19 protein-coding genes and 1 tRNA gene are annotated in these 21,519 nt (G+C 39.1%); 15 read left to right on the top strand and 5 right to left on the bottom strand.

Features of this window, described 5'->3' with window-relative positions; genetic code table 11:
* Nucleotides 1-557 precede the first annotated feature (557 nt).
* The 5 genes from queA to secF all read left to right on the top strand — a co-directional run bounded on the left by queA (nt 558) and on the right by secF (nt 6,054).
* The gene (gene queA / locus AB8618_RS13950; RefSeq protein ID WP_413400855.1) at nt 558-1,589 is read left to right on the top strand and encodes a tRNA preQ1(34) S-adenosylmethionine ribosyltransferase-isomerase QueA; all 1,032 of its coding nucleotides are present in this window, start codon (nt 558-560) and stop codon (nt 1,587-1,589) included.
* A gap of 139 nt (nt 1,590-1,728) precedes the next feature.
* Complete coding sequence (gene tgt / locus AB8618_RS13945; RefSeq protein ID WP_054202633.1) at nt 1,729-2,856, top strand: tRNA guanosine(34) transglycosylase Tgt; 1,128 nt, start codon at nt 1,729-1,731, stop codon at nt 2,854-2,856.
* A gap of 26 nt (nt 2,857-2,882) precedes the next feature.
* A complete protein-coding gene (gene yajC, locus AB8618_RS13940) occupies nt 2,883-3,218 on the top strand; it encodes a preprotein translocase subunit YajC (RefSeq protein ID WP_413400854.1) in 336 nt (111 codons plus the stop codon).
* Between the two features lie 19 nt (nt 3,219-3,237).
* On the top strand, nt 3,238-5,097 hold the full coding sequence (gene secD, locus AB8618_RS13935) for a protein translocase subunit SecD (protein ID WP_413400853.1): 1,860 nt from the start codon (nt 3,238-3,240) through the stop codon (nt 5,095-5,097).
* Nucleotides 5,098-5,106: 9 nt separating this feature from the next.
* Nucleotides 5,107-6,054 (top strand): protein translocase subunit SecF, encoded by a 948-nt coding sequence (gene secF / locus AB8618_RS13930; RefSeq protein WP_413400852.1) that lies wholly within the window; start codon nt 5,107-5,109, stop codon nt 6,052-6,054.
* Between the two features lie 68 nt (nt 6,055-6,122).
* Here the strand turns inward: secF and AB8618_RS13925 are convergent, their stop codons facing one another.
* Both AB8618_RS13925 and AB8618_RS13920 read right to left on the bottom strand, forming a co-directional pair.
* The gene (locus AB8618_RS13925) at nt 6,123-6,968 is read right to left on the bottom strand and encodes an IS3 family transposase (protein ID WP_409425547.1); all 846 of its coding nucleotides are present in this window, start codon (nt 6,966-6,968) and stop codon (nt 6,123-6,125) included.
* A complete protein-coding gene (locus AB8618_RS13920) occupies nt 6,965-7,465 on the bottom strand; it encodes a transposase (RefSeq protein ID WP_409424004.1) in 501 nt (166 codons plus the stop codon). Before AB8618_RS13920 ends, AB8618_RS13925 begins: the two co-directional genes overlap by 4 nt.
* Before the next feature lie 145 nt (nt 7,466-7,610).
* On the opposite strand from AB8618_RS13920, the gene AB8618_RS13915 reads away from it, so the two are divergent.
* A complete protein-coding gene (locus AB8618_RS13915; protein WP_413400851.1) occupies nt 7,611-9,398 on the top strand; it encodes a GGDEF domain-containing protein in 1,788 nt (595 codons plus the stop codon).
* Nucleotides 9,399-9,447: 49 nt separating this feature from the next.
* Here the strand turns inward: AB8618_RS13915 and suhB are convergent, their stop codons facing one another.
* On the bottom strand, nt 9,448-10,251 hold the full coding sequence (gene suhB, locus AB8618_RS13910; protein ID WP_054202669.1) for an inositol-1-monophosphatase: 804 nt from the start codon (nt 10,249-10,251) through the stop codon (nt 9,448-9,450).
* A gap of 236 nt (nt 10,252-10,487) precedes the next feature.
* Here suhB and AB8618_RS13905 point away from each other — a divergent pair, with 236 nt between their 5' ends.
* Nucleotides 10,488-10,904, top strand: coding sequence for a VOC family protein (locus tag AB8618_RS13905; protein ID WP_413400850.1), 417 nt, complete (start codon nt 10,488-10,490; stop codon nt 10,902-10,904).
* 46 nt (nt 10,905-10,950) lie between these two features.
* Here AB8618_RS13905 and AB8618_RS13900 read toward each other — a convergent pair whose 3' ends face one another.
* The gene (locus AB8618_RS13900) at nt 10,951-11,616 is read right to left on the bottom strand and encodes a LiaF domain-containing protein (protein WP_413400849.1); all 666 of its coding nucleotides are present in this window, start codon (nt 11,614-11,616) and stop codon (nt 10,951-10,953) included.
* Between the two features lie 313 nt (nt 11,617-11,929).
* Between AB8618_RS13900 and AB8618_RS13895 the strand changes: the two genes are divergently transcribed.
* From AB8618_RS13895 to AB8618_RS13870, 6 genes are all read left to right on the top strand, one after another.
* Nucleotides 11,930-12,499, top strand: coding sequence for a BON domain-containing protein (locus AB8618_RS13895; protein WP_008466365.1), 570 nt, complete (start codon nt 11,930-11,932; stop codon nt 12,497-12,499).
* Between the two features lie 65 nt (nt 12,500-12,564).
* Nucleotides 12,565-12,723, top strand: coding sequence for a YqaE/Pmp3 family membrane protein (locus AB8618_RS13890; protein WP_008466367.1), 159 nt, complete (start codon nt 12,565-12,567; stop codon nt 12,721-12,723).
* Nucleotides 12,724-13,000: 277 nt separating this feature from the next.
* Nucleotides 13,001-13,077 (top strand) — tRNA-Ile (locus AB8618_RS13885).
* A gap of 266 nt (nt 13,078-13,343) precedes the next feature.
* Nucleotides 13,344-15,410, top strand: coding sequence for an ATP-dependent nuclease (locus tag AB8618_RS13880; protein WP_409423998.1), 2,067 nt, complete (start codon nt 13,344-13,346; stop codon nt 15,408-15,410).
* Nucleotides 15,411-15,432: 22 nt separating this feature from the next.
* Nucleotides 15,433-16,920 (top strand): UvrD-helicase domain-containing protein, encoded by a 1,488-nt coding sequence (locus AB8618_RS13875; protein ID WP_409425595.1) that lies wholly within the window; start codon nt 15,433-15,435, stop codon nt 16,918-16,920.
* A complete protein-coding gene (locus AB8618_RS13870; RefSeq protein WP_409423997.1) occupies nt 16,917-17,267 on the top strand; it encodes a hypothetical protein in 351 nt (116 codons plus the stop codon). Before AB8618_RS13875 ends, AB8618_RS13870 begins: the two co-directional genes overlap by 4 nt.
* Nucleotides 17,268-17,869: 602 nt before the next feature.
* On the opposite strand, the gene AB8618_RS13865 is transcribed toward AB8618_RS13870, so the two are convergent.
* The gene (locus AB8618_RS13865) at nt 17,870-18,931 is read right to left on the bottom strand and encodes a DUF6765 family protein (RefSeq protein ID WP_409423996.1); all 1,062 of its coding nucleotides are present in this window, start codon (nt 18,929-18,931) and stop codon (nt 17,870-17,872) included.
* Nucleotides 18,932-19,594: 663 nt separating this feature from the next.
* Between AB8618_RS13865 and AB8618_RS13860 the strand changes: the two genes are divergently transcribed.
* The gene (locus AB8618_RS13860) at nt 19,595-21,088 is read left to right on the top strand and encodes a methyl-accepting chemotaxis protein (protein ID WP_413400847.1); all 1,494 of its coding nucleotides are present in this window, start codon (nt 19,595-19,597) and stop codon (nt 21,086-21,088) included.
* Nucleotides 21,018-21,482 carry a methyl-accepting chemotaxis protein gene (locus AB8618_RS13855; protein WP_413400846.1) on the top strand — a complete coding sequence of 155 codons (465 nt, stop codon included), beginning with the start codon at nt 21,018-21,020 and terminating at the stop codon, nt 21,480-21,482. The genes AB8618_RS13860 and AB8618_RS13855 overlap by 71 nt, the downstream gene beginning before the upstream one ends.
* The last annotated feature ends 37 nt before the right edge of the window (nt 21,483-21,519 follow it).

The raw sequence follows: 21,519 nt of genomic DNA, 5'->3' as shown, positions 1-21,519 counted from the left end.
ACCCAAACCACCTCAAAATGCAGAATTCAGCGCTTCACAGGGGCTTAATATCAAGGCGATACTTTGCCGTAATGGTTATCCCTTTCAAGAATGTAGCAACGATGAGAGTATGCCCCTGTGAAACGCCCACGGGTTGGCTTAAAAGCGATTTATACTGTGTTATTGATATTAATAATAGAACCACTATTATTTGCCATCAATGCCTTGCCTAAATCGCTTTTAATTCCGACGACACTCGTATTTTGAGGTGGTTTAAATATACCCAAACCACCTCAAAATGCAGAATTCAGCGCTTCACAGGGGCTTAATATCAAGGCGATACTTTGCAGTAATGGTAGTCCCTTTCAAGAAGTAGCAACGATGAGAGTATGCCCCTGTGAAACGCCCACGGGTTGGCTTAAAAGCGATTTATACTGCGTTATTGATATTAATAATAGAACCACTATTATTTGCAATCAATGCCTTGCCTAAATCGCTTTTAATTCCGACGACACTCGCATTTTGAGGTGGTTTGGGTATACACTTGGCGCGATTTTAAATGATGTGGAATTCTAACAATGCGCGTAGCTGATTTTAGCTTTGACTTACCTGATGAATTAATTGCTCGTTTTCCTAAAGCAGACAGAACCAGTAGCCGTTTATTGAGCTTAGACGGGCCGAGTGGTGCTGTTGAGCATAAAATATTTAGTGACATTCTTGAACTTGTTAACGAAAACGACTTACTGGTTTTTAACAACACCAAAGTAATACCTGCGCGTATGTTTGGTCAAAAAGAATCTGGGGGTAAGGTTGAGGTGCTGGTAGAGCGTGTATTAGACGAGCACCGGGTGCTCGCGCACATTCGCGCTAGTAAATCGCCAAAACCGGGCAATGTGCTCATTTTAGAGGGTAAAGCAAAAGCCACTATGGTGGCACGCCACGATACGTTATTTGAGCTTGAGTTTGACCGCAGTGAAAATGTGCTCGACATTTTAAATGATGTGGGCCACATGCCGCTTCCTCCTTACATTGATCGCCCAGATAACGAAGCTGATCGTGAGCGATACCAAACAGTATATGGCGAAAAGCCAGGCGCCGTAGCTGCACCAACCGCAGGCCTTCATTTTGACGATAAACTCATGACTGCGCTTAAAGACAAAGGCGTACAAATGGCGTTTGTTACCTTGCATGTTGGTGCAGGTACATTCCAGCCAGTTAGGGTAGAAAGTGTTGATGAGCACATCATGCACTCTGAATATATTGAAGTACCGCAAGATGTGGTGGATGCGGTTGCAAGTACTAAAGCCAAAGGCGGGCGTGTGATTGCAGTAGGTACAACTTCAGTACGATCACTAGAGTCAGCCGCAAAAATACATGGTGGCAAGTTAGATACTTACTTTGGCGATACCGATATTTTTATTTTTCCGGGTTATCAATTTAACGTTGTTGATGCCATGGTCACCAACTTCCATTTACCTGAATCAACCCTAATCATGCTGGTCAGTGCCTTTGCAGGGCAAGACAATATTATGGGTGCCTACAATACTGCAATTGAACAACAGTATCGCTTTTTTAGCTATGGCGATGCGATGTTTTTGACCCGTAAATAATTTACAGCGTTATCGGTTTTTATTTTACTCCTAAGCACAGTGAATTTATCACTGCTAATAGTAATAGGGTGGTAAAAAGGGTAGAATCAAGCGGTTAAATTATAGCTTGTTGGACTGTTTTTCCGACACAGAGGATATTATGAAATTTGAATTAGACTGCACCGATGGCAAAGCACGCCGCGGCCGCTTGATTTTTGACCGAGGTGTAATAGAAACGCCAGCGTTTATGCCTGTAGGCACTTACGGCACGGTTAAAGGCATGACACCTGATGAAGTAAAAGCAACGGGTGCACAAATCTGTTTAGGTAATACATTTCACTTAATGTTGCGCCCAGGTACTGAAATCATCAAACAGCACGGTGATTTACACGATTTTATGAACTGGGACTTCCCAATTCTTACTGACTCAGGCGGTTTCCAAGTATTTAGCCTTGGCGCAATGCGTAAAATCACTGAAGAAGGCGTGATGTTCCAATCGCCAGTTAATGGTGACCAAATTATGATGTCGCCAGAGAAATCAATGGAAGTACAGCGTGATCTCGGCTCAGATATCGTGATGATATTTGACGAATGTACGCCATATCCTGCCACTGAAAAAGAAGCCAAAGACTCTATGGAGCTTTCTCTGCGTTGGGCTAAGCGTTCAAAAGAAGGGCATGGCGACAACCCGTCAGCATTATTTGGTATTATTCAAGGCGGTATGTACCCTGAGCTTCGTGCACAATCACAAGCGGGCCTTGAAGAGATTGGTTTTGATGGCTATGCGCTTGGTGGTTTATCGGTTGGTGAACCTAAAAATGAAATGATCAATATTCTTGATCATTGTGCTTATAAAATGCCAGAAAACAAACCACGTTATTTAATGGGTGTAGGCAAGCCAGAAGACTTAGTTGAGTCGGTTCGTCGTGGTATTGATATGTTTGACTGTGTAATGCCAACGCGTAATGCACGTAATGGTCACTTATTTATTACAACGGGCACCATTAAAATCCGTAACGCAGTGCATAAAACAGATACGGGTCCACTTGATCCAGAGTGTGATTGCCATACCTGTAAAAATTATTCGCGCGCCTATTTGCATCATTTAGACAAATGTAACGAAATTTTGGGTGCACGACTAAACACTATCCATAACTTACGATACTATCAACGTGTTATGGAAGGTTTGCGTAATGCTATTAGCGAAGGTCAACTAGAGACATTTGTACACGATTTTTACGCTCGCCGAGGCCAAGAAGTGCCAGAGCTAGCTGATACAACAAATTAAAATTTAAAAATTGAAGAGGAAGTATTATGAGTTTATTTATTTCAAACGCGCATGCAAGCGCTGGTACACCTGCAGCAGGCGGCGGTATGGAAATGCTAATTATGTTAGCGATTTTTGGTTTGGTTTTTTACTTTTTAATTTACCGCCCGCAAGCAAAGCGCGTAAAAGAGCATAAAAGCTTAATGAGCGCGATGGCAAAAGGCGATGAAGTGCTAACCCAAGGTGGTTTAGTGGGTAAAATCGTAAAAATTGCTGAAGACAAAGACTTCATCGTGATCTCATTAAATGAGCAAGCAGAAGTAACTGTACAAAAATCAGCAGTATCTGCTGTACTGCCTAAAGGCACAATGAAGTCGCTATAAAAATAATAAGGACGACCCCGTGTTAAACAAGTTTCCAATTTGGAAGTATTTACTTGTTTTAGCTGTGTTAGCCATTGGCCTTTTATATGCTTCACCAAACCTGTATGGCCGCGATCCGGCCATACAGGTTTCTGGCGCTAAAGGCACCGATGTTGACCTCAGTGTTGTAGACAAAGTAAACGCAATCCTCAAAAAAGATAACGTAAGCGCTAAATCGACAAAGCTCGAAGATGGGCAAATTCTTGTTCGTTTTAAAAATGTTGAAGACCAACTAAAAGCGCAAGACTTACTGCGTAACTCGCTTAGCAGCGATTATATTTCAGCGATTAATATGGCTCCTGCACAACCGGCTTGGTTAAAGTCGTTGGGCGGTAATCCTATGAAGTTAGGCCTAGATTTAAGTGGTGGTGTGCATTTCACCATGGAAATCGATATGGTCACTGCGGTGGATAATCAGTTAGAGCAAATGGAGCAAGATTTCCGTAGCGACCTGCGCGAAGAAAAACTACGTTATCGTAGTGTGCGCCGTGTAGCTGGCTCTGAGCGTATGCGTGTAGAAATGCGTAACGAAGAAGATAAAGACGCTGCAGAGCGCTTTTTAGAAAGCCGTTACCCATTAAACGTTTACATTGATGATAGCAGTAACGATAACGCATTCTTTGCCACTATGAGTGAGCTAAAGCTAAAAGAAATTCGTGACTATGCTATCAAGCAGAACGAAACTATTATTCGTAACCGAATCAACCAAATTGGGGTTGCAGAGCCAAACGTACAGCGCCAAGGTGCTGAACGTATTATTGTGCAATTGCCAGGGATTCAAGATACCGCTCGCGCTAAAGAAATTTTAGGTGCTACGGCAACACTTGAGTTTCGTGAAGTTGACGAAAATGCTGACATAAGCGCTGCTGCTCAAGGTCGTATCCCACCGGGTACTGAAATGATCATGAGCCGTGATGGTTATCCTGTAGTACTAAAAAAACGCATTATTCTTGAAGGTAGCCATATTACTGGCGCGCAGTCAGGTGCAGATGAGTACCAGCGTCCACAAGTAAGCATTAAACTCGATAGTAAAGGTGGGGCAAAAATGAATGCCTTCACCAAGCGTGCTATTGGTAAACGTATGGCTACCGTGTTTATTGAATACAAGCCATCGGGTAAAAAAGATAGTGACGGTAAAGCACTTCCGCCAATTAAAGTGGAAGAAGTTATTAACGTAGCAACCATTCAAGCGCGTCTTGACCGTTCATTCCGTATTACCGGTATTGATAACCCAGCTGAAGCGCATAACTTAAGCTTACTTCTACGTGCTGGTGCATTGGTTGCGCCTATTCAAATTGTAGAAGAACGTACGGTTGGGCCAAGCCTAGGTCAAGAAAACATTGAAGCAGGTATGACTGCTGTAGCCCTTGGCTTTGCGTTTGTACTGGCCTTTATGCTTATTTACTACAAAGGTTTTGGCCTTGTTGCGAATATTGCACTGGCTGCCAACTTAGTACTTATTATTGGTGTTATGTCATTAATTCCTGGTGCAACGCTTACCTTACCGGGTATAGCTGGTATTGTACTGACAGTTGGTATGGCCGTTGATGCGAACGTACTTATATTTGAACGTATTCGTGAAGAGCTAGCCGATGGCCGCAGCCCTCAACAAGCGGTTCATTTTGGTTATGATAGCGCCTTTAGTACTATTTTTGATGCCAATATCACCACATTAATTGCGGCGATTATCTTGTTTGCTGTTGGTACCGGTCCTGTTGCTGGTTTTGCGGTAACCCTAGCAATTGGTATTTTAACCTCTATGTTTACAGCAATTATAGGTACCCGTGCGGTTATCAACCTATTTATTGGCGGTAAACGTGTTGATAAACTTTCAATTTAAGGAGCAGACATGCAAATTTTAAGATTGGGCGGTAAAACCCTTCGTTTCATGTCTCTTCGAAAAGTGGCAATGGGCTTTTCTACGCTATTAATTATAGCGTCGCTGACGTCACTTTTTGTTAAAGGCTTAAATTTCGGCTTAGATTTTACCGGCGGTACAGCGGTTGAGGTGGGTTTTTCGCAACCAGCCGATCTGAAAAAAGTACGTAATGTACTAGCTGAAAATGATTTTGCTGATGCATCGGTACAGCTTTTTGGCTCAAGCCAAGAAATACTGGTTCGCTTAGCCCCTCGTGGTGATGATGTAAAAGCAGAAGTGATTGGTAACCAAGTAATTGCAGCACTTAAACAAGCCGATGATAGCGTAGTAATGCGCCGTATTGAGTTTGTAGGCCCAAGCGTAGGTGAAGACTTAAAAGAGCAGGGTGGCCTTGCCATGTTAACTGCACTTATTTGTATCTTAATTTATGTGGCGTTTCGCTTTGAATGGCGTTTTGCTGTGGGCGCAGTTGGCGCGCTTTTACACGATGTAATCATTACGATTGGTTTATTCTCGGTGCTTGGTTTAGAGTTTGACTTAACTATTTTGGCAGCAATACTTGCCGTGATAGGTTATTCACTAAACGATACCATTGTTGTATCAGACCGTATTCGTGAAAACTTCCGCAAAGTGCGTATTGACGACACGATTGAAATTATTGATATCTCGCTTACGCAAACACTTAACCGTACCTTAGTAACCTCAATCACGACTATTTTAGTACTGATTGCGTTATTTGTATGGGGCGGTCAAACCATTCATGGCTTTGCTACTGCACTACTATTTGGTGTGTTTATTGGTACTTACTCTTCAGTTTACGTTGCCAGCTCGGTGGCTATTGCCATGGGCGTAAGTAAAGAAGATTTAATACCAGAAGTGATTGAAAAAGAAGGCGCTGATTTAGATCCAATGCCTTAATTGAGATTAAACTATTTTTAAAACAAAACCGCTCCTAGTGAAGTGACCCCATAAAGTTGGACTCATTTCTAAGCGGCTGCCAAGGCCTGATTTCGATACTGTATCGGACTCAGGCCTTTTAGTTTCAGTTTAATACGCTCATTGTTGTAATAGTGGATATATTCTTTAATGTTTTCAATAAGATCATTCACGTCTTTAAACGTTTCGTTGTGGTACATCTCGCTCTTCAATATGCCGAAGAAGTTCTCAGCAACCGCATTATCTAAACAATTTCCTTTTCTAGACATACTTTGTTGCAATCCTTTTTCCTTAAGGTGATTTTGATATTGTTTGTTTTGATATTGCCACCCTTGATCTGAGTGTACAACTGGCTTTTCATTTGGCTTCAACCTAGCAGTTGCTGTTTTAAGCATGTCAGTTACCAAAGGGAGTGCAACGGATTTTCTGACTTCGTAACTGATTACCTCTTGGTTGAATAGGTCAATCATAGGCGATAGATATACCTTCTCATTATCCACTTTAAACTCCGTCACATCCGTCACCCATTTTTGATTTGGCTTCTGCGCAGTAAACTCGCGGTTAAGCGTATTTTCTGCGATTTTACCCACTTCACCTTTATAGGATTTATAGCGCTTAGGCCTTACTTTTGACTTGAGTCCTAACTCATTCATCAACCGTTGAACGCGCTTATGATTAACAAATACTCCCATTGCTCTCAGGGCACTCGTAATTCTGCGATAGCCATATCGCCCTTTATGCGCGTGATAAATATCACGTATTTTTACCAGTAAATCATTGCTTGCACAGGGTTGCTTACAAGTAGTGCGATGATAATAGTAAACACTCTTTGGCAGCCCTGTAGCCTTTAAAAGGTGTCGTAAGCTATGCTTTGCCTTGAACTCTTCGACGACTATCGTTTTGTCTTTGCTTTTTTCTTTCTGGCTTGAGCCAAGGCTTCTAACTTTTTTAGCACATCATTCTCAGCTCGTAAGTATGCTAGTTCTTCTCGTAACTCCTCCTCAGTCATTTGCTCTACTAGTTTTGATGAAGAAGAATTATTTGTCATGAATGGCTTACCTTTTCTCTGTGGTTTAAGACGTGATATACCATCACGAGCATAAAGCTTTTGCCATTGAAAAAGAATGCCTGGGGACGATAAATCGAAGAAAGCACTGGTATAACCGAGTGACCAACTGTTTGCTGTCATCGCTTTTAACACTTCAGCCTTAAATGCTAGAGAATAAGGTTTGTGAACAGACCTGAAGCTTTCAGCGCCATGAATTCGATAAATAGCGGTCCAATATCGGACCTGCCTGTCTGTAACATTAAATCTGTTACTTACCGCCGAAGAGCTTTCAGACAAAGCGAGTTCAGCTATTTTGAGCTTGAAAGCTCGGTGATGTTTGGACATAAAAAGACCCCCAGTAATTGGAATGTCCAACTATTGGGGGTCACTTCATAGTGAGCGGTTTTTTATTGCCTCCTAGATAAGTCACATAATAGTCATACTCAGTTGGTATTTTATTGCTCTTATTAAATTTTTATCCGAGCTAGTAGTGACAGAGCAACGACAAGTCTTAGAATCAATTTTACAACAAGGAGCAATAACAACCTTGTTCCAACCTATTTTCGATATAGCTAAGCAATCTATTATTGGGTATGAAGCGCTTAGCCGTGGCCCTAAAAATGGTCCGTTAGCCATGCCAAATAAGCTCTTCGAAGCGGCTTATAAATACCAATTGATTTCAGAGCTTGAGCTTTTATGTCGTTCTCGCGCCATTGAAAATTTTGTAAAACTCAGTCTGCAAGGGAAGTTGTTTTTAAATGTCAGCCCAAAAATTCTACTCGATCCGAGCCACCCTAAAGGCGAAACCTTACATTTAATTGAACAGTTTGGTCTTGCTGCCAATCGAGTGGTGATTGAGGTAACTGAACAAGAAAAGGTAGATGATGGTTTTTTACTGTTAAAAACCATCGCGCATTATCGAGAGCTGGGCTTTACGATTGCTATTGACGACCTCGGTGCAGGTTATTCAGGACTAAAGCAATGGTCGCAGTTATGCCCAGATATTGTAAAAATTGATCGTTACTTTATTGATCATTGCGATCAAAGCGAAGTTAAAAAAGAATTTCTAAAATCAATTTTGGTGTTAGCACGGGCAACAAATACAGCGGTGATTGCAGAGGGAATTGAACGTTCCGAAGAGCTAGATTTAGTTAAAAGTATAGGCATAAGTCATGTTCAGGGGTTCTTTTTAGAAAGACCGAGTCAACAGCCAAGTTATGACTACAACTATAAACAGTTACAATCGCTCACTTCGACCCAAGCCGCCTCAAAGTTTGAGCAATCAATGGCAATAGGTGTGCTTGCTGTTACTCAGCCTGCTATTAGTAGTCATACGCGTTGTAAAGAAGCTCATGCACTTTTTGAGCAAGACAAAAGCATAATCAGCTTACCGGTATTAAATAGCAGTCAGCAGCCAATAGGACTGTTACACAAAGATCAGCTAACAGAAGTGTTTGCCGCGCCTTATGGGCATGCACTTTATGATAAATGTGAAGTCACAGAGTTAATGGATAAACAACCTTTGGTGGTTGATGAAAATCAAATGCTTGATATTGTCTCCCAGCAAATAACAGAGCAAGACTTTGATATTCGTCGCCATATTGTTATCACCTGCAACAATAAATATTTAGGCTTGGCACCGCTCAGAGACATACTAAAGCACATTACAGCAGAAAAAATCCGCCACGCTCAACATGCTAACCCTTTGACCATGTTACCGGGTAATGTGGCAATTAGTGAGGTAATAGAGCAGCGTCTGCAACATAAACAGCCATTTTCACTAGCCTATATCGATTTAAATCACTTTAAACAATTTAACGATTTGTATGGCTATGCCAGTGGTGACAGCGTAATAAAACTTCTGGCCGATGTGACTGTAAAAGCGTGTGCGCACAGCGCTAACTTTGTCGGGCATATTGGCGGCGATGACTTTATGGTGGTGTTTGAAAAAAAAGATGCGGTGGAGATTTGTAATACTATTATCACGCAATTTGAACTACAGTCACGCGTGTTTTTTACGCCAGAGCATATTGCTGGAAAAGGGTATTGGGCAACTAATCGAGAGGGCGAAAAGCAGTTTGTACCTTTACTTACATTATCGATAGGTTTAGTTGAGCCTGATCTGCAGCAGTGCAAAAATAGTCATCAAGTAGCGGCATTAGCGACAGATGCTAAAAAAGAAGCAAAACGTTATCGTCACAGCTACTTATTTATATGTAATCGAAGAAGGCCTGCTCCCGCTATTGTACGTTTATCCAATAGTAAAAAAAGTGGCTAACAAAAAGCAAAAAAGGAGCCTAGGCTCCTTTTTTAGTACGCAATTACGATTAACGTAATAACGACTCAGATAATACTGGGCGCATTTCGCGAACAATCGCCTGTGTTAGCTTAGGTGCACCACAGATTACGTTACCGCTCACGTTGTAGTTATTACCGCCAGCAAAATCAACAATCATGCCGCCAGCTTCTTTAACTAATAGCTCGCCTGCTGCTGTATCCCAAGGTTTTAAACCAATTTCAAAGAAGCCATCAACACGACCCGCTGCAACATACGCCATATCTAGCGAAGCAGAGCCTGCACGACGAATATCAGCTGTGTGAACAAATAACGCTTTAAACGCTTCAGAGTATGCATCTAAGTGATGTTTTTGTTTGAAAGGAAAACCTGTTGCAAGAACAGAACCAGCAAGTTCAACCGTTTTAGATACACGTAAACGTTTGCTGTTTAACTGTGCGCCTTGACCGCGAGAAGCAGTGAAAAGCTCGCCACGAATTGGATCGTAAATTACGGCTTGGTCTAAACGACCTTTAACTTTAAGTGCAATAGATACTGCGAAATGAGGGATACCCTTGATGAAGTTAGTTGTGCCATCAAGTGGGTCAACAATCCATTGGTAATCAGCATCCTTACCTTTGTGTTCGCCTAACTCTTCACCAACGATGCAGTGATCAGGGTAAGAACGTAAAATAGTGTCACGAATTACGGCTTCGGCTTCTTTATCAATGTTAGTAACTAAATCGTTGGTGCCTTTTTGTTGCACTTCAACTTTTGATAAATCTTCACTTGCACGAAGAATAAGTTTGCCTGCGTTACGCGCAGCGCGAACCGCAATGTTTAACATTGGATGCATGGTATTACCTTTGGGTTGTAAAAGAACGTTTATATATTTAAGCCGGCGTATTTTAGCGGTTTTTGTCATAAAGTAAACCATAAAGCCTAAATACTTGTGAGTGTTTTTTGTACAGGTATGATCTTTCGATATATTTATCGAAATAAAAACAAGCAATAAATTTGTAAATTAGCGCTTTACCTAAAGTGAGCTTGAGGTTTTATGATGTTCTATATTCAATTAACAGGAAGAAAATTATGAAATTAGAACACGTAAATTTAGTTGTCAGTGATATAAACGCCATGCTTAAGTTTTACCAAGCAGCGTTTCCCTATTGGTCAATTAGAAGTGAGGGAGAAGGAACCTGGTATGGTAAAGCAAGGCGCTGGGTACATTTTGGTGATAACGATCAATATATTGCTATAAGTGATCACGGTGAAGGGAAAAACCGTGACTTATCAGGGCATCAAATTGGTTTGGCACACTTTGCCTATGTAACCAATAACTTAAATGCAGTAATAGCGCGCTTAAAGCATGGAGGCTTTGAAATAAGTAAGCAAGGCGCTGTAAATCCATTTAGAAAGAACATTTATTACATTGATCCCGCAGGATTTGAGATTGAGTTTGTAGAGTACATGAGTGATGTACCTAGTGAGCGAAATAACGACTTATAATATGAATGAAGCCAACTATTTTGGCTTCATCAAATGTTTAGCATATTTAATAATGTTTACCATTCATGCCAAGTTGAGTTTTTAGATCATTTGCAAAGCTAATAAATTTTTCTTTAATAGTGCGTTTAACTTTAACTTCCACAGAGCCTAAAACAGTTTTTCCTTCAATTTGAATCGTTGGCCCTTGGCGTTTATTGAGTGAAATTGTTTTATTTTCAAAACTGCCTAAAATACAAAACATTTTAGAAACTACATTAACGTGCTCTGGTACATATATTTCTTCGCTGCCAAGGTAACAATTAACGTGAATAGTGACATGTTGGTGGGTAAAAATAGCATCCGTAAAATCAAGATTGATTGACCCCATGTAGTTTTCTATATAAATTTTTTGAGGCACTACCCATTGGCCGCTTCGTTCACTTGAACCAAGAATGCTTCTTAATGTAAGTGGCTCTTCACTCCCCTCATGCTGCGCACCATAGTTAGGTGCAAACTGCGAGTGCTTTTGTGCCTTATATTGCTGGTCAGTATTTAAGGTTAAATCTTCAACAAGTGCCATAAGCGCGTTATTGTTACTCGCTGCCATTGCATCGTCTAAGCGCCTTTCAAATGCTTCTACAGAAATGACACCATGGCTGTAATTATAAATGAGTTGATCAATTACTTGCTCACGAACTTGCTCGATAGGGCGGTCTTCAATTTTAACAGACATTTAAATTATCCTTTTAAGGTTGCTGGCTATTTCAAAGCAAGCCTTATACCAAATATTAATTTATTTAAAATCAGTGCTTTATGTTTTTTGTTTCTTCGTTCTTTATTATATTAACGACAGATTAACCAAATATACAATTATTTAGTAAGTTTCGCTATTCGAGAAAGTTTTACGCAATGGTCTGTAAATGTTTACTTTGTAGGTTTAAGTTAGTATCGGTAGTTTTAATTTAAGTCATTGAAATTTAAGTGTAAAAATAGTTGGCCCGATGTTCGCATTAGTTAGAGTGTCTTTAATCAAATGGAGAACGATTATGAAAACATTTAATAAGTCTATGATTGCAGCCCTAGTATTAGGAACAACCGCAATGGGCGCTCAAGCAAGCAGCTGGGAAAACGAAAGCAAAGATGCTTGGATTGATGGAAAGGCAGAAACAGTACTGCTGATGAACACCAATCTAAACAACTTTGATATCAACACGGACGTAAAAAACGGCAAGGTAATGCTAACAGGTAAAGTAAACAGCGATGTAGATAAAGAGCTTGCTGAAGAACTCGTGCTAAGCTTAGATGGTGTAACTGACGTTGAAAACAGTCTGACTGTGGTAAAAAACACCGACATGAAGAAGCATGATTCTAAAATGATGGGTAACGACACGGAAAGTGATTTAACTGATGCCAAAATCACAACAGTCATCACAACTCGTTACTTATTTGATTCTGAAGTAGGTGGTACAGACATTGATGTTGATACCGATAATGGTGTAGTAACTCTTAAAGGTTCAGTTGAGTCTGATGCTGAAAAGCAATTAGCGATGGAAATTGCTAAGAACGCTGAAGATGTTCGCAAAGTAGTTGATGAATTAACTGTTATTGCAGAATAATACACTATACTAAAAGCCCAGCCTTGCTGGGCTTTTTGCTTTGCTAACGTTAGAAGGGTTAAATTATGGATATCATCAGAATTATTTTTTCTATTTTATTACCACCACTGGGTGTATTTTTACAGGTGGGGCTAGGGATGCACTTTTGGTTAAATATTCTGCTAACCTTGCTCGGCTATTTCCCAGGATTAATTCATGCGATTTATATTATTGCCAAAAAATAACGCCATATCGTAGTAATACATTTAATACTGAGTTGCTAATTGCCATCGTAAGGTATGTGTATTAGTTACTCAGACTACTATTATTTAATGAGCTCGTTTCCTCGAAGTCACCATCAATAAATCTAAAAGCCTACTATTTGAGCAGTTAGCCCCTTGATTGTTAAAATAAAGCTTTTTGCTAGTGACAAGCCCCTAAAAACTTTTTATACTGCAACCCGCTTTAGTCGCTCTGTGGCTAAACGCTTCAAAAATTAACTGCTTACAGTTATACAAAGTTGGCCCCTTAGCTCAGTTGGTTAGAGCACACGACTCATAATCGTTAGGTCCCCAGTTCGAGTCTGGGAGGGGCCACCACTTTTACAAGCTTCCCAAGTAAACACCTACTAACAGAAATTACCCTGTGCTACCTCTGTGCTACTTTTCAATATAGCAAATTAAACGACTTATATATTCCTTAAAGATTGAAAATATTATTAATTGATTGATTTCTTTAGGTATCAACAACCACTAGTGGGAATAACTATACCTGCTAAGCCTTGAATTATTTTACTTTTAAAGTTTGGGTTTTTATGTAAATCTGAATCTAACATTAATATAAACCGTTAGTTCATGGATGACATATGAAACTCAAAAGAGTTTGCCTTAACAATTTTCGTCGGCTTGAAAGTGTTGAAATAGACTTTGAAGGTAGAGAAACCCTTTTCGTTGGGCCTAATAATTGCGGAAAAACATCAGCTACAACCGCATTCAAACTCTTTTTAAAGACTCGTCAATTTAAAATACATGACTTTTCTTCATCTCAAATTAATTTAATAGATAATTTTGGTAAGGGAGAAGTTGTGTCTTTCCCTGCTATTAAAATGGACATGTGGTTCATCATCGATCCTGATACAGAGTATGGGCGAGTTATTAATTTGATACCTCAATTAACAACACTTATCACCAATATTGGAATAAGAATTGAGCTAGTTGTATTTGATAAAGAAAAACTAAAAAAAGAATATCAAGAAATAGTTCCAGTTAACGAACAAGGCGAACGAACAAAAAGCCTTTCAGAATATCTCAGTGCACCCGGAAATATGTCAAAGTATTTGCAATTAAGGTACTTTGTGTTGGAGGAAACGGACCAAGACTATGCTATTCACCACCTTGATGCAGATGAAGCAAGAAAAACCCTTTCATCAATTTTACGAGTCGACTTTGTAGACGCTCAGAGGAATATGGATGATCAAGAGTTAGCTAAATCGAACAAGCTTTCGAGTGCTTTTGGAGCATATTATAAAAATAATCTGCAACAACCTGAAATTAATGAGGAGGCTAATAGGGTTATAGACGAGAACAATCAAAACCTTAGCCACCATTATGAAACAAGCTTTAGGGGTTTGATGGGGATCTTGGGTAATCTTGGAGTCCCATCTGTGAATGATAGAAGTCTTCGTCTTGTATCATCGCTAAGCCCTGAAACAGCTTTACAGGGTAATACAGAGTTACTTTACATAGATAATGAAAGCCAACATCAATTACCAGAAGCTTACAATGGTTTAGGGTTCAAAAACCTAGTTTATATTGCTATTCAAGTAAGTCATTTCTACCTTCAGTGGATAACTACAGAGAATAACAGGCCCTTATGCCAACTTATATTTATTGAAGAGCCGGAAGTTCATTTACACTCCCAAGTTCAACAAACATTTATTGCAAATGTTTGGACTATTATTTCAGATGTTGCTAAAAATCAAGATGAGCAAAAAAAAGAGCCTCAGCTATGTATCACGACTCACTCTTCACATATTCTTGATAAAATTGAATTTGAAAAAGTTAGATATTTTAAGCGTTGTTTATCTGATAATCAGGATCAAGTAAATGCATGTATCTTAAATTCTTCAAAGGTGCTCAGTATGAGGAGTTTTTCTCCTGATACACCTTCAGCTAACGGTGATATGCCTGATAAAACTGAGGTACTTAAATTCCTAAAAAAATATTTACGAATTACTCATTGCGACCTATTTTTTGCCGATGCTGCTATTTTGATTGAAGGTGCAGCAGAAAAGTTGCTTTTACCAGAAATGATAAGAAAATCAGCTCCTTCTTTAGAACGCAATTATATTACAACTTTAGAAGTTGGTGGGGCCTATGCCAGTCGTTTCGCCGGATTATTAGAGTTCTTAGGGGTACCGTACCTAGTTATAACCGACATTGATTCAGTCGACCCTGAAGCAAGCCGAAAAGCTTGTATGGCAAACCTTGATGGTGCCGTTACATCAAACTCTTCAATTAAGTACTTCCTTAATAAAGACAAAATATCAGACTTAATTGAGCTTACTCAAGATGATGTTCTTGTCGCTAAAAAACAAGCTTTTATTTCTTATCAGGGACCTTCGCTTACAACCTGTTATGGTGAAAGTGTACTTATGCATGGGCGAACGCTAGAAGAAACAATTATTTATGAAAATATTGCGGCATTTAGGAACTCAGATTTAGAGAGTGAAATCGAATTTACTGGTAATGCGGAAGATGATCACAGAATGATATTCGAAGAAGTTAAATCTTCGTCATTCAAAAAGACTGAGTTTGCTATAAATCTTATTGTTTCTGAAAGTGGGTGGAATACTCCGAAATACATCGCTGATGGACTTCAATGGCTAGAAGGAAAGCTTAATTCAAAACCTATTAATGAGGAAATTGAATAATGCTTGACTTACAACAAAAAAAATAGTTCCAACAGAAGCAGATCATTGTATTCGAAAATGTATTGATAGTTGTAATAGTTTTTCTGTAATTGCAGGGGCTGGCTCAGGAAAAACAACATCACTTGTTTTAACTCTCGATTATGTTCGAGAAAAGTATGGTGCAATGTTAAGAAGAGAGAGTCAGCAAATTGCTTGTATAACTTTCACAAACAGGGCTGTGGATGTGATATCTGAGCGGCTAGGCTGGGATGAAATTTTTGAGGTTTCTACTTTACACAGCTTTTTGTGGTCTCAAATAAAACGTTTTACTAGTAGTATCAAAGCATGCTTAGTCGAATTTATAATACCAGCAGAGCTTGAAAAGCAGAGAGCGAAAGATACCGGTAAAGACACGAAATCAGCTATTTCAGCGCGCGCTAAAATTCAAAAATATGAAAATGTTCTTGAACACATTGATTCGGTGAAAATATTTAAATATGACAGTCTCTCAGCTTTTAGTAATTATCTCGAAGGGGAATTAAGTCATGATGATATTATCAAAGCCGCAGGATATTTGATCAAAAACAATATTTTGTTTCAGAAAATTATAGGCCAAAGATATCCCTATATTTTTATAGATGAAGCACAGGATACTTTTGAAGAAATAGTGGTTGCTTTAAATGCTGTTTGTTCTTCAGAAGGTTTACCTGTGATTGGTTATTTTGGAGATCCTGTACAGCAAATTTATGATCGTGGTATTGGGAGCTTTAATGGTCCGCAAGGCTCAACAGTAATTAAGAAGCAAGAAAACTATAGATGCTCGACAGAAGTAATCCATTTGTTGAATCGATACAGGACTGATATTAAACAAGTCCCTAGTGGTTCAAACGCAAACGTTAAGGGGAGTGTTCACTTATATCTCATTCAGTCTGAGAGGCCTGATGGCCCTAGGAATAGGTACAGTGATGAGCAGCTTGATAAAGTCGCTAAAAAATATGAGGAGATTCTTAAAGAATTTGGTTGGCAAGATAAAGATGACGTAAAGCATTTATTCCTAGTTAGACAAATGATTGCTAGGAGGCAAGGTTTTGAAAGACTTCATAAGCTTTTTACTGGAGAGTTTGCTTCTACGTATGCACAAGATGCTTATGAATCAGGAGAGCACTATCTTCTAAGGCCTTTCACTCAAGTAATGATACCTGTACTCGAGTTATATAGAGCAGGCAATGCTGTTAAGGCACTATCAATTTTAAGGCAGCATAGTCCCGCTTTTGATCCTGAAGGGAGTAATAACTCAAAATCCATAAAAAAAATGATTGAGTTTGCTAAAGATTCTATAGAATCTTTAAATACCATGTGGGAAGAAAAAACAATCGGAGAAATACTTAAGTTTGCTTTGACTTCAGATTTGCTAAGAGCGTCAGAACATCTTTTTGAAGCTCTTGATAGATGGCCTCTAGACATAGAGTATGATGAAGAGCTTCACCAGAGAGAGAAAGGGAATTGGTTAGCTGATAACTTTTTTCAATGAAAACCAGAGAACTTATCAATTATTTTCACTTTATTAATGACAACACGGCCTACAGTACCCAGCATGGTGTCAAAGGTGAGGAGTACCCTAATATAATAACTGTATTTGATGATGTTGAAGCTGCATGGAATCAATATAGTTTTACTAAAATGTTATCACCTAAAGTTAGTGGTTCAGGTACTGAGGGGCAGCTTTCTAGAACATATAAGCTTGCTTACGTTTGCTTTTCCAGAGCTGAGTTAAATTTGAAAGTGGTTTTCTTTACTAACTCACCTACAGATACCAAACAAGAGATGATAGAAGAAGGGGTTTTTCTTGAAGATCAGATTAGTATTTTCATAGATTAATAGCTTTGATCTATTGTTTCTTGCTAAGGAATCTTCTTTGTCATATTTCCATGAAAGTAGCTGCACACTTGTGACGTTTATAGTCAAAACTATAGCAGCGTACCAATCGAGATACGACTATCCTTAGAGATGGAAGATGTTAAAAACCCTAAAAACATCTATGTGGATTACTCACCTCTTGGGCAACGCCCGATTGTACCATTAAGCCTACGGCCACCTAGGTAGAGGTCGTCTGTAGAGTCGACGGAACTAGTGTGCAGCTAATGATTTTAACTATACCTGAGCTTTCTAAATATTGATCCAGAAAACCCCCTTATTTTTATGAGGTTTTTCTGAAAATCAATTGTAGTCTAGTCGTACCTACTCGAAGAGATAGGGACGACTCACAGAGTCGCCTATCTCAAGGCCGCTGCTCATGATGCCTTGAGAACTATTATCCAACCGTAAAATTGAAAGGCCTAATTTCCGGAGTAATGCTACTTTTAGAACTATACAAAAAAGTTGAGGTGAGGCCATTCATCCCTTTAGTAGCATTTATCTTTTATATAATTAGTTAATTAAGGGTAGTAGGTTTTGCTCCTAAGCTACCCAAAGCTTCTAAATTAACCTACACAAATCCCGTATTGAGGTAAAATATCATCGATAATTGTTAATTTATGCTTTTTTGCTGCATCATGAAAATACTTCCAGTTTGATGTCATGAAGTCGGCAGTGAATTCATATTTGTCTTCATCACCATTAGCTAGAGTGGTCCCTAAAGCTTGATGTTTCCATGAACCTTCTCCTTTAGCTATATAATCAAGGGTATATGCACCTAAGTTAAATCTATCGTTTTCAATTGCTTTTAGCCATAGCTCGTGGCGAGCTTCGCCATCGTTCATATCAAACTCTGTAAAGCACTCAGATATTTTAAGTTCTAACTCATCAGGTAGTCCATTTTCTTCAATATCTAAGTACCTTTGATAGGCTTTACATAACTCATTTGCAGCTATTAAGAAGTCTACAGTATTATTTCTCACTACCTCTTCCCCTAATCCATTGGTATAGCTCCACTCTTGATGGGGGAGATCTGGATTAGAAAGTGCTTGGCCATGGCCTAGGCTAGGTATATCATCTTGAAAAATATTAGAAAAGAAACCTGAAACTCGTTCCATAAGCTCAAGCTCTGGGTGTCCATTCCGATCTAAAATATTTTCAACTTTATTAACATCATGATTGACTCCTGCAAAGCCTTGATGCCCCCAAGTATCAATAAAAACATGAGAGGTAATACCTAATCGATGTAAACCATAAGGTCGATTTTTTTCTGCAATACATTCATCAATCATATCTTTAGCAATATAAGAACCAGGTTTACACACCAGCTTTTTAATGAATGTTCCAGATGGGTTTTGACCAGCAGGTAGGCCACCGTTGCCAGGAAGAAAATGGAATGGTACCCAGACTTTCATATTCTTCAAGCTGTCTAGGTTTTTATAATCTAACATTTTATGAGCTGTAGCTATACGTTCATACGCAGCGCCGTTACTGAACTCTATATGACCATAGTTTGTTGCATCATCCACATATTGAGAGGCGTGAGCAATAATAGTAGCTTCTTCTACCGAAAATCCAGCAGCTCTTGCTATAACCCATGTCATACCGTGGTGTAAATCAATTTGCATTTTACAATCCTTATTTGTTGTTTTTTTATCCATCTATTTAGTAAAACACAAAATTTATTATAGGTTAAGTAGCTAAATGTGTTCCATTGAATTTATCTAGACAATCTCTTTATCGGAAAAGTTGGACTTCCCTTTTTTCATTAGACAGTTTCTAGCTCAGAATACTACGCTTCTTTATACTTAGCAGGTTAAATAGCAAGGTTCATAGCCATTAAAACGCTAAGTTTAAAAAGCTTTGGAATAACTTAGCTTTGATTTAAGTTTCTTCCGCTCTGATTTTTCCGCCATTTTCAAGTGGATATTTACTAACTGAAATTGCCGCGCTATTTTTAAATAAAAAAATGCATCAAGATTACCAGTTTTTGATCTAAGCAATAATTAGACGTGAACCTACAAAAAGTTCTAAGCAAGCGGCTTAAGTACTTCTATCTGAGGATAATTAACTTTGAAAACAGCCGCTAAAGTTGGCTAACTGTATTTTCTTACCAGTGCACTGATTTCTGTATTAATTCTATTGAATACATTGCAATAAACACAGTTGAATCTACTATTAAAGTGTTATGGGGTTTTATTATAAAAATCTTTACTTAATAACCTTTAATATCGCTACTGTTAATTGTGTGCAGTATATAAAATTTCGCTTAGTTACTTCTTAGGTGCTCTATGTTATTGAAACGAAAAGTATACCTCAGTCTTATTCTGGCTGTTGTTGCTCCTTTAGCAATATCTACTCTAATATTTTCCAATAGTATTCGCTCAAATACAGAAGAAAAGCTAGCTAAAGTAGATTTACCTACTGCGCTTAGTGAAGTGAAAAGCCAAATTGAATTGGAGCTTTCTACACCCATTATTGTAGGCAAGGAAATAGCGCAAAACTTATTTGTAGAACAATGGATGAATAATAATGAAGATGCGCAAAGCCGCGGTAAATTTATTGATTACCTCAAACATATAAAAAATAAAAACCAAGCCAGTAACGCATTTATTATTTCTAAAAACTCCCGCAACTATTACACCGATGAGGGTATTTCCAGACAGATAGACAGTAGTGATTCTTGGTTTGATGCTTTTTTAGCATCGGATAGGCCATTTGAAGTCGCGCTAGACATAGATAAAGGCAGCTCTGAGGTAATGGTATTTATTAATTATGCCATAGAGCTTGATGGGCAACGTCAAGGAATTGCCGGAATAGGCCGTTCGCTCGATTCTATGGTGGATCTCATAAGCGAATATAGAATAGGTGAGGGCGGTATAGTTTATTTGGCCTCTGGTAGTGGCGAGATTATGTTGCATGGTGATAAAACTAAAATAGGGCAATCAGTTGACTTGGCGCCGATTAAAAATGGGGCAATTCAAAGTAAAGTAATTGATGGTGATGACTATGTTGTTTCAAGTACGCCAGTAAACTCATTAGGCTGGCACTTAGTCGCTGAAATTCCCCAAGAGCAATTATATGGCCCAATTAATAGCGCTATTAGTACTAATATCATTTTTGGTGTAATTATTGCGCTTGTAGGTTTAGCGTTAGCACGCGTGTTGGTAGGGCAAATATTTAGGCCAATCGAAAACATTACTTCAGCAGTGAATGCGTTAACAGAAAAAGATGGCGATTTAACGGCGCGACTTCCTAATGACGATAATAATGAAATTTCTGATTTAGCGATTAAATTTAACCTGTTTTTAGAGCAGTTACATTATATGTTTAAACAGGTTTCTGAGTCGGCAATTCATGTTAAAGGTATTTCCCAAGATGTACTTGAGCAAGTACAAGGAGCGGCTAATTTAGCTGAGGTACAGTCATCGAGTACACAAACTGTGGCGGCAGCGGTTAATGAGATGGAAGTTACGGTTCAAGATATTTCTGGCAGTGCCAGCAATGCGGCTGATATTGCTACTAAAACCGAAGAGACTACGCATAAAGGCGTTGATTTTGTGCAAAGTACAATTAAACAAATGGAGCAGCTGGAAGCATCGATGGCCAATTCTGTGGCCTCAGTGTTAGAGCTCTCGACAGAGATTAAATCAATTTCTCATGTATTGGATGTTATTAAAGGGATTTCTGAGCAAACTAACTTATTGGCGTTAAATGCGGCAATTGAAGCGGCGAGAGCTGGCGAGAGCTGGCGAGCAAGGGCGTGGCTTTGCAGTAGTTGCTGATGAAGTGAGAACGCTTGCACAGCGTACTGCGGAGTCTACAGAGCAAATTAATGAGATGATTGCTTCGTTAAATGCTAAAGCTTCAAGCACGGTAACTGCGATTGAATTGGGCAGCAAAAACACCTTAGAAAATGCCGAGCGATTAAAAGAAACAGGCCATACATTAAATGGTATTTCACAGGAAATTGTACTGTTAAGCGAGTTAAATAACTCAGTGGCTACCGCGACGCGAGAGCAAACGTTAGCAACCTCAGAAATTAGCCAAAATATTGTGATGATTTCCGACTCGGCAGAGCAAACCAAAGAAAATATGAAAAAGTCAGAGCAGCTTTGTAGTGGCTTAAATAAAGAGTCGAATATTTTAAGGGATTTACTAGGTAAGTTTACGCTTTAACCGCGGTTTTATAAAAATTAGCAGAGCGAGGATACCA

The sequence above is a fragment of the Pseudoalteromonas sp. RW-H-Ap-1 genome (genome assembly GCF_048318575.1).
Taxonomy (GTDB): domain Bacteria; phylum Pseudomonadota; class Gammaproteobacteria; order Enterobacterales; family Alteromonadaceae; genus Pseudoalteromonas.
Note: the sequence above shows the minus strand (reverse complement) of the source record. Positions and strands in the feature narration are given on the sequence as shown.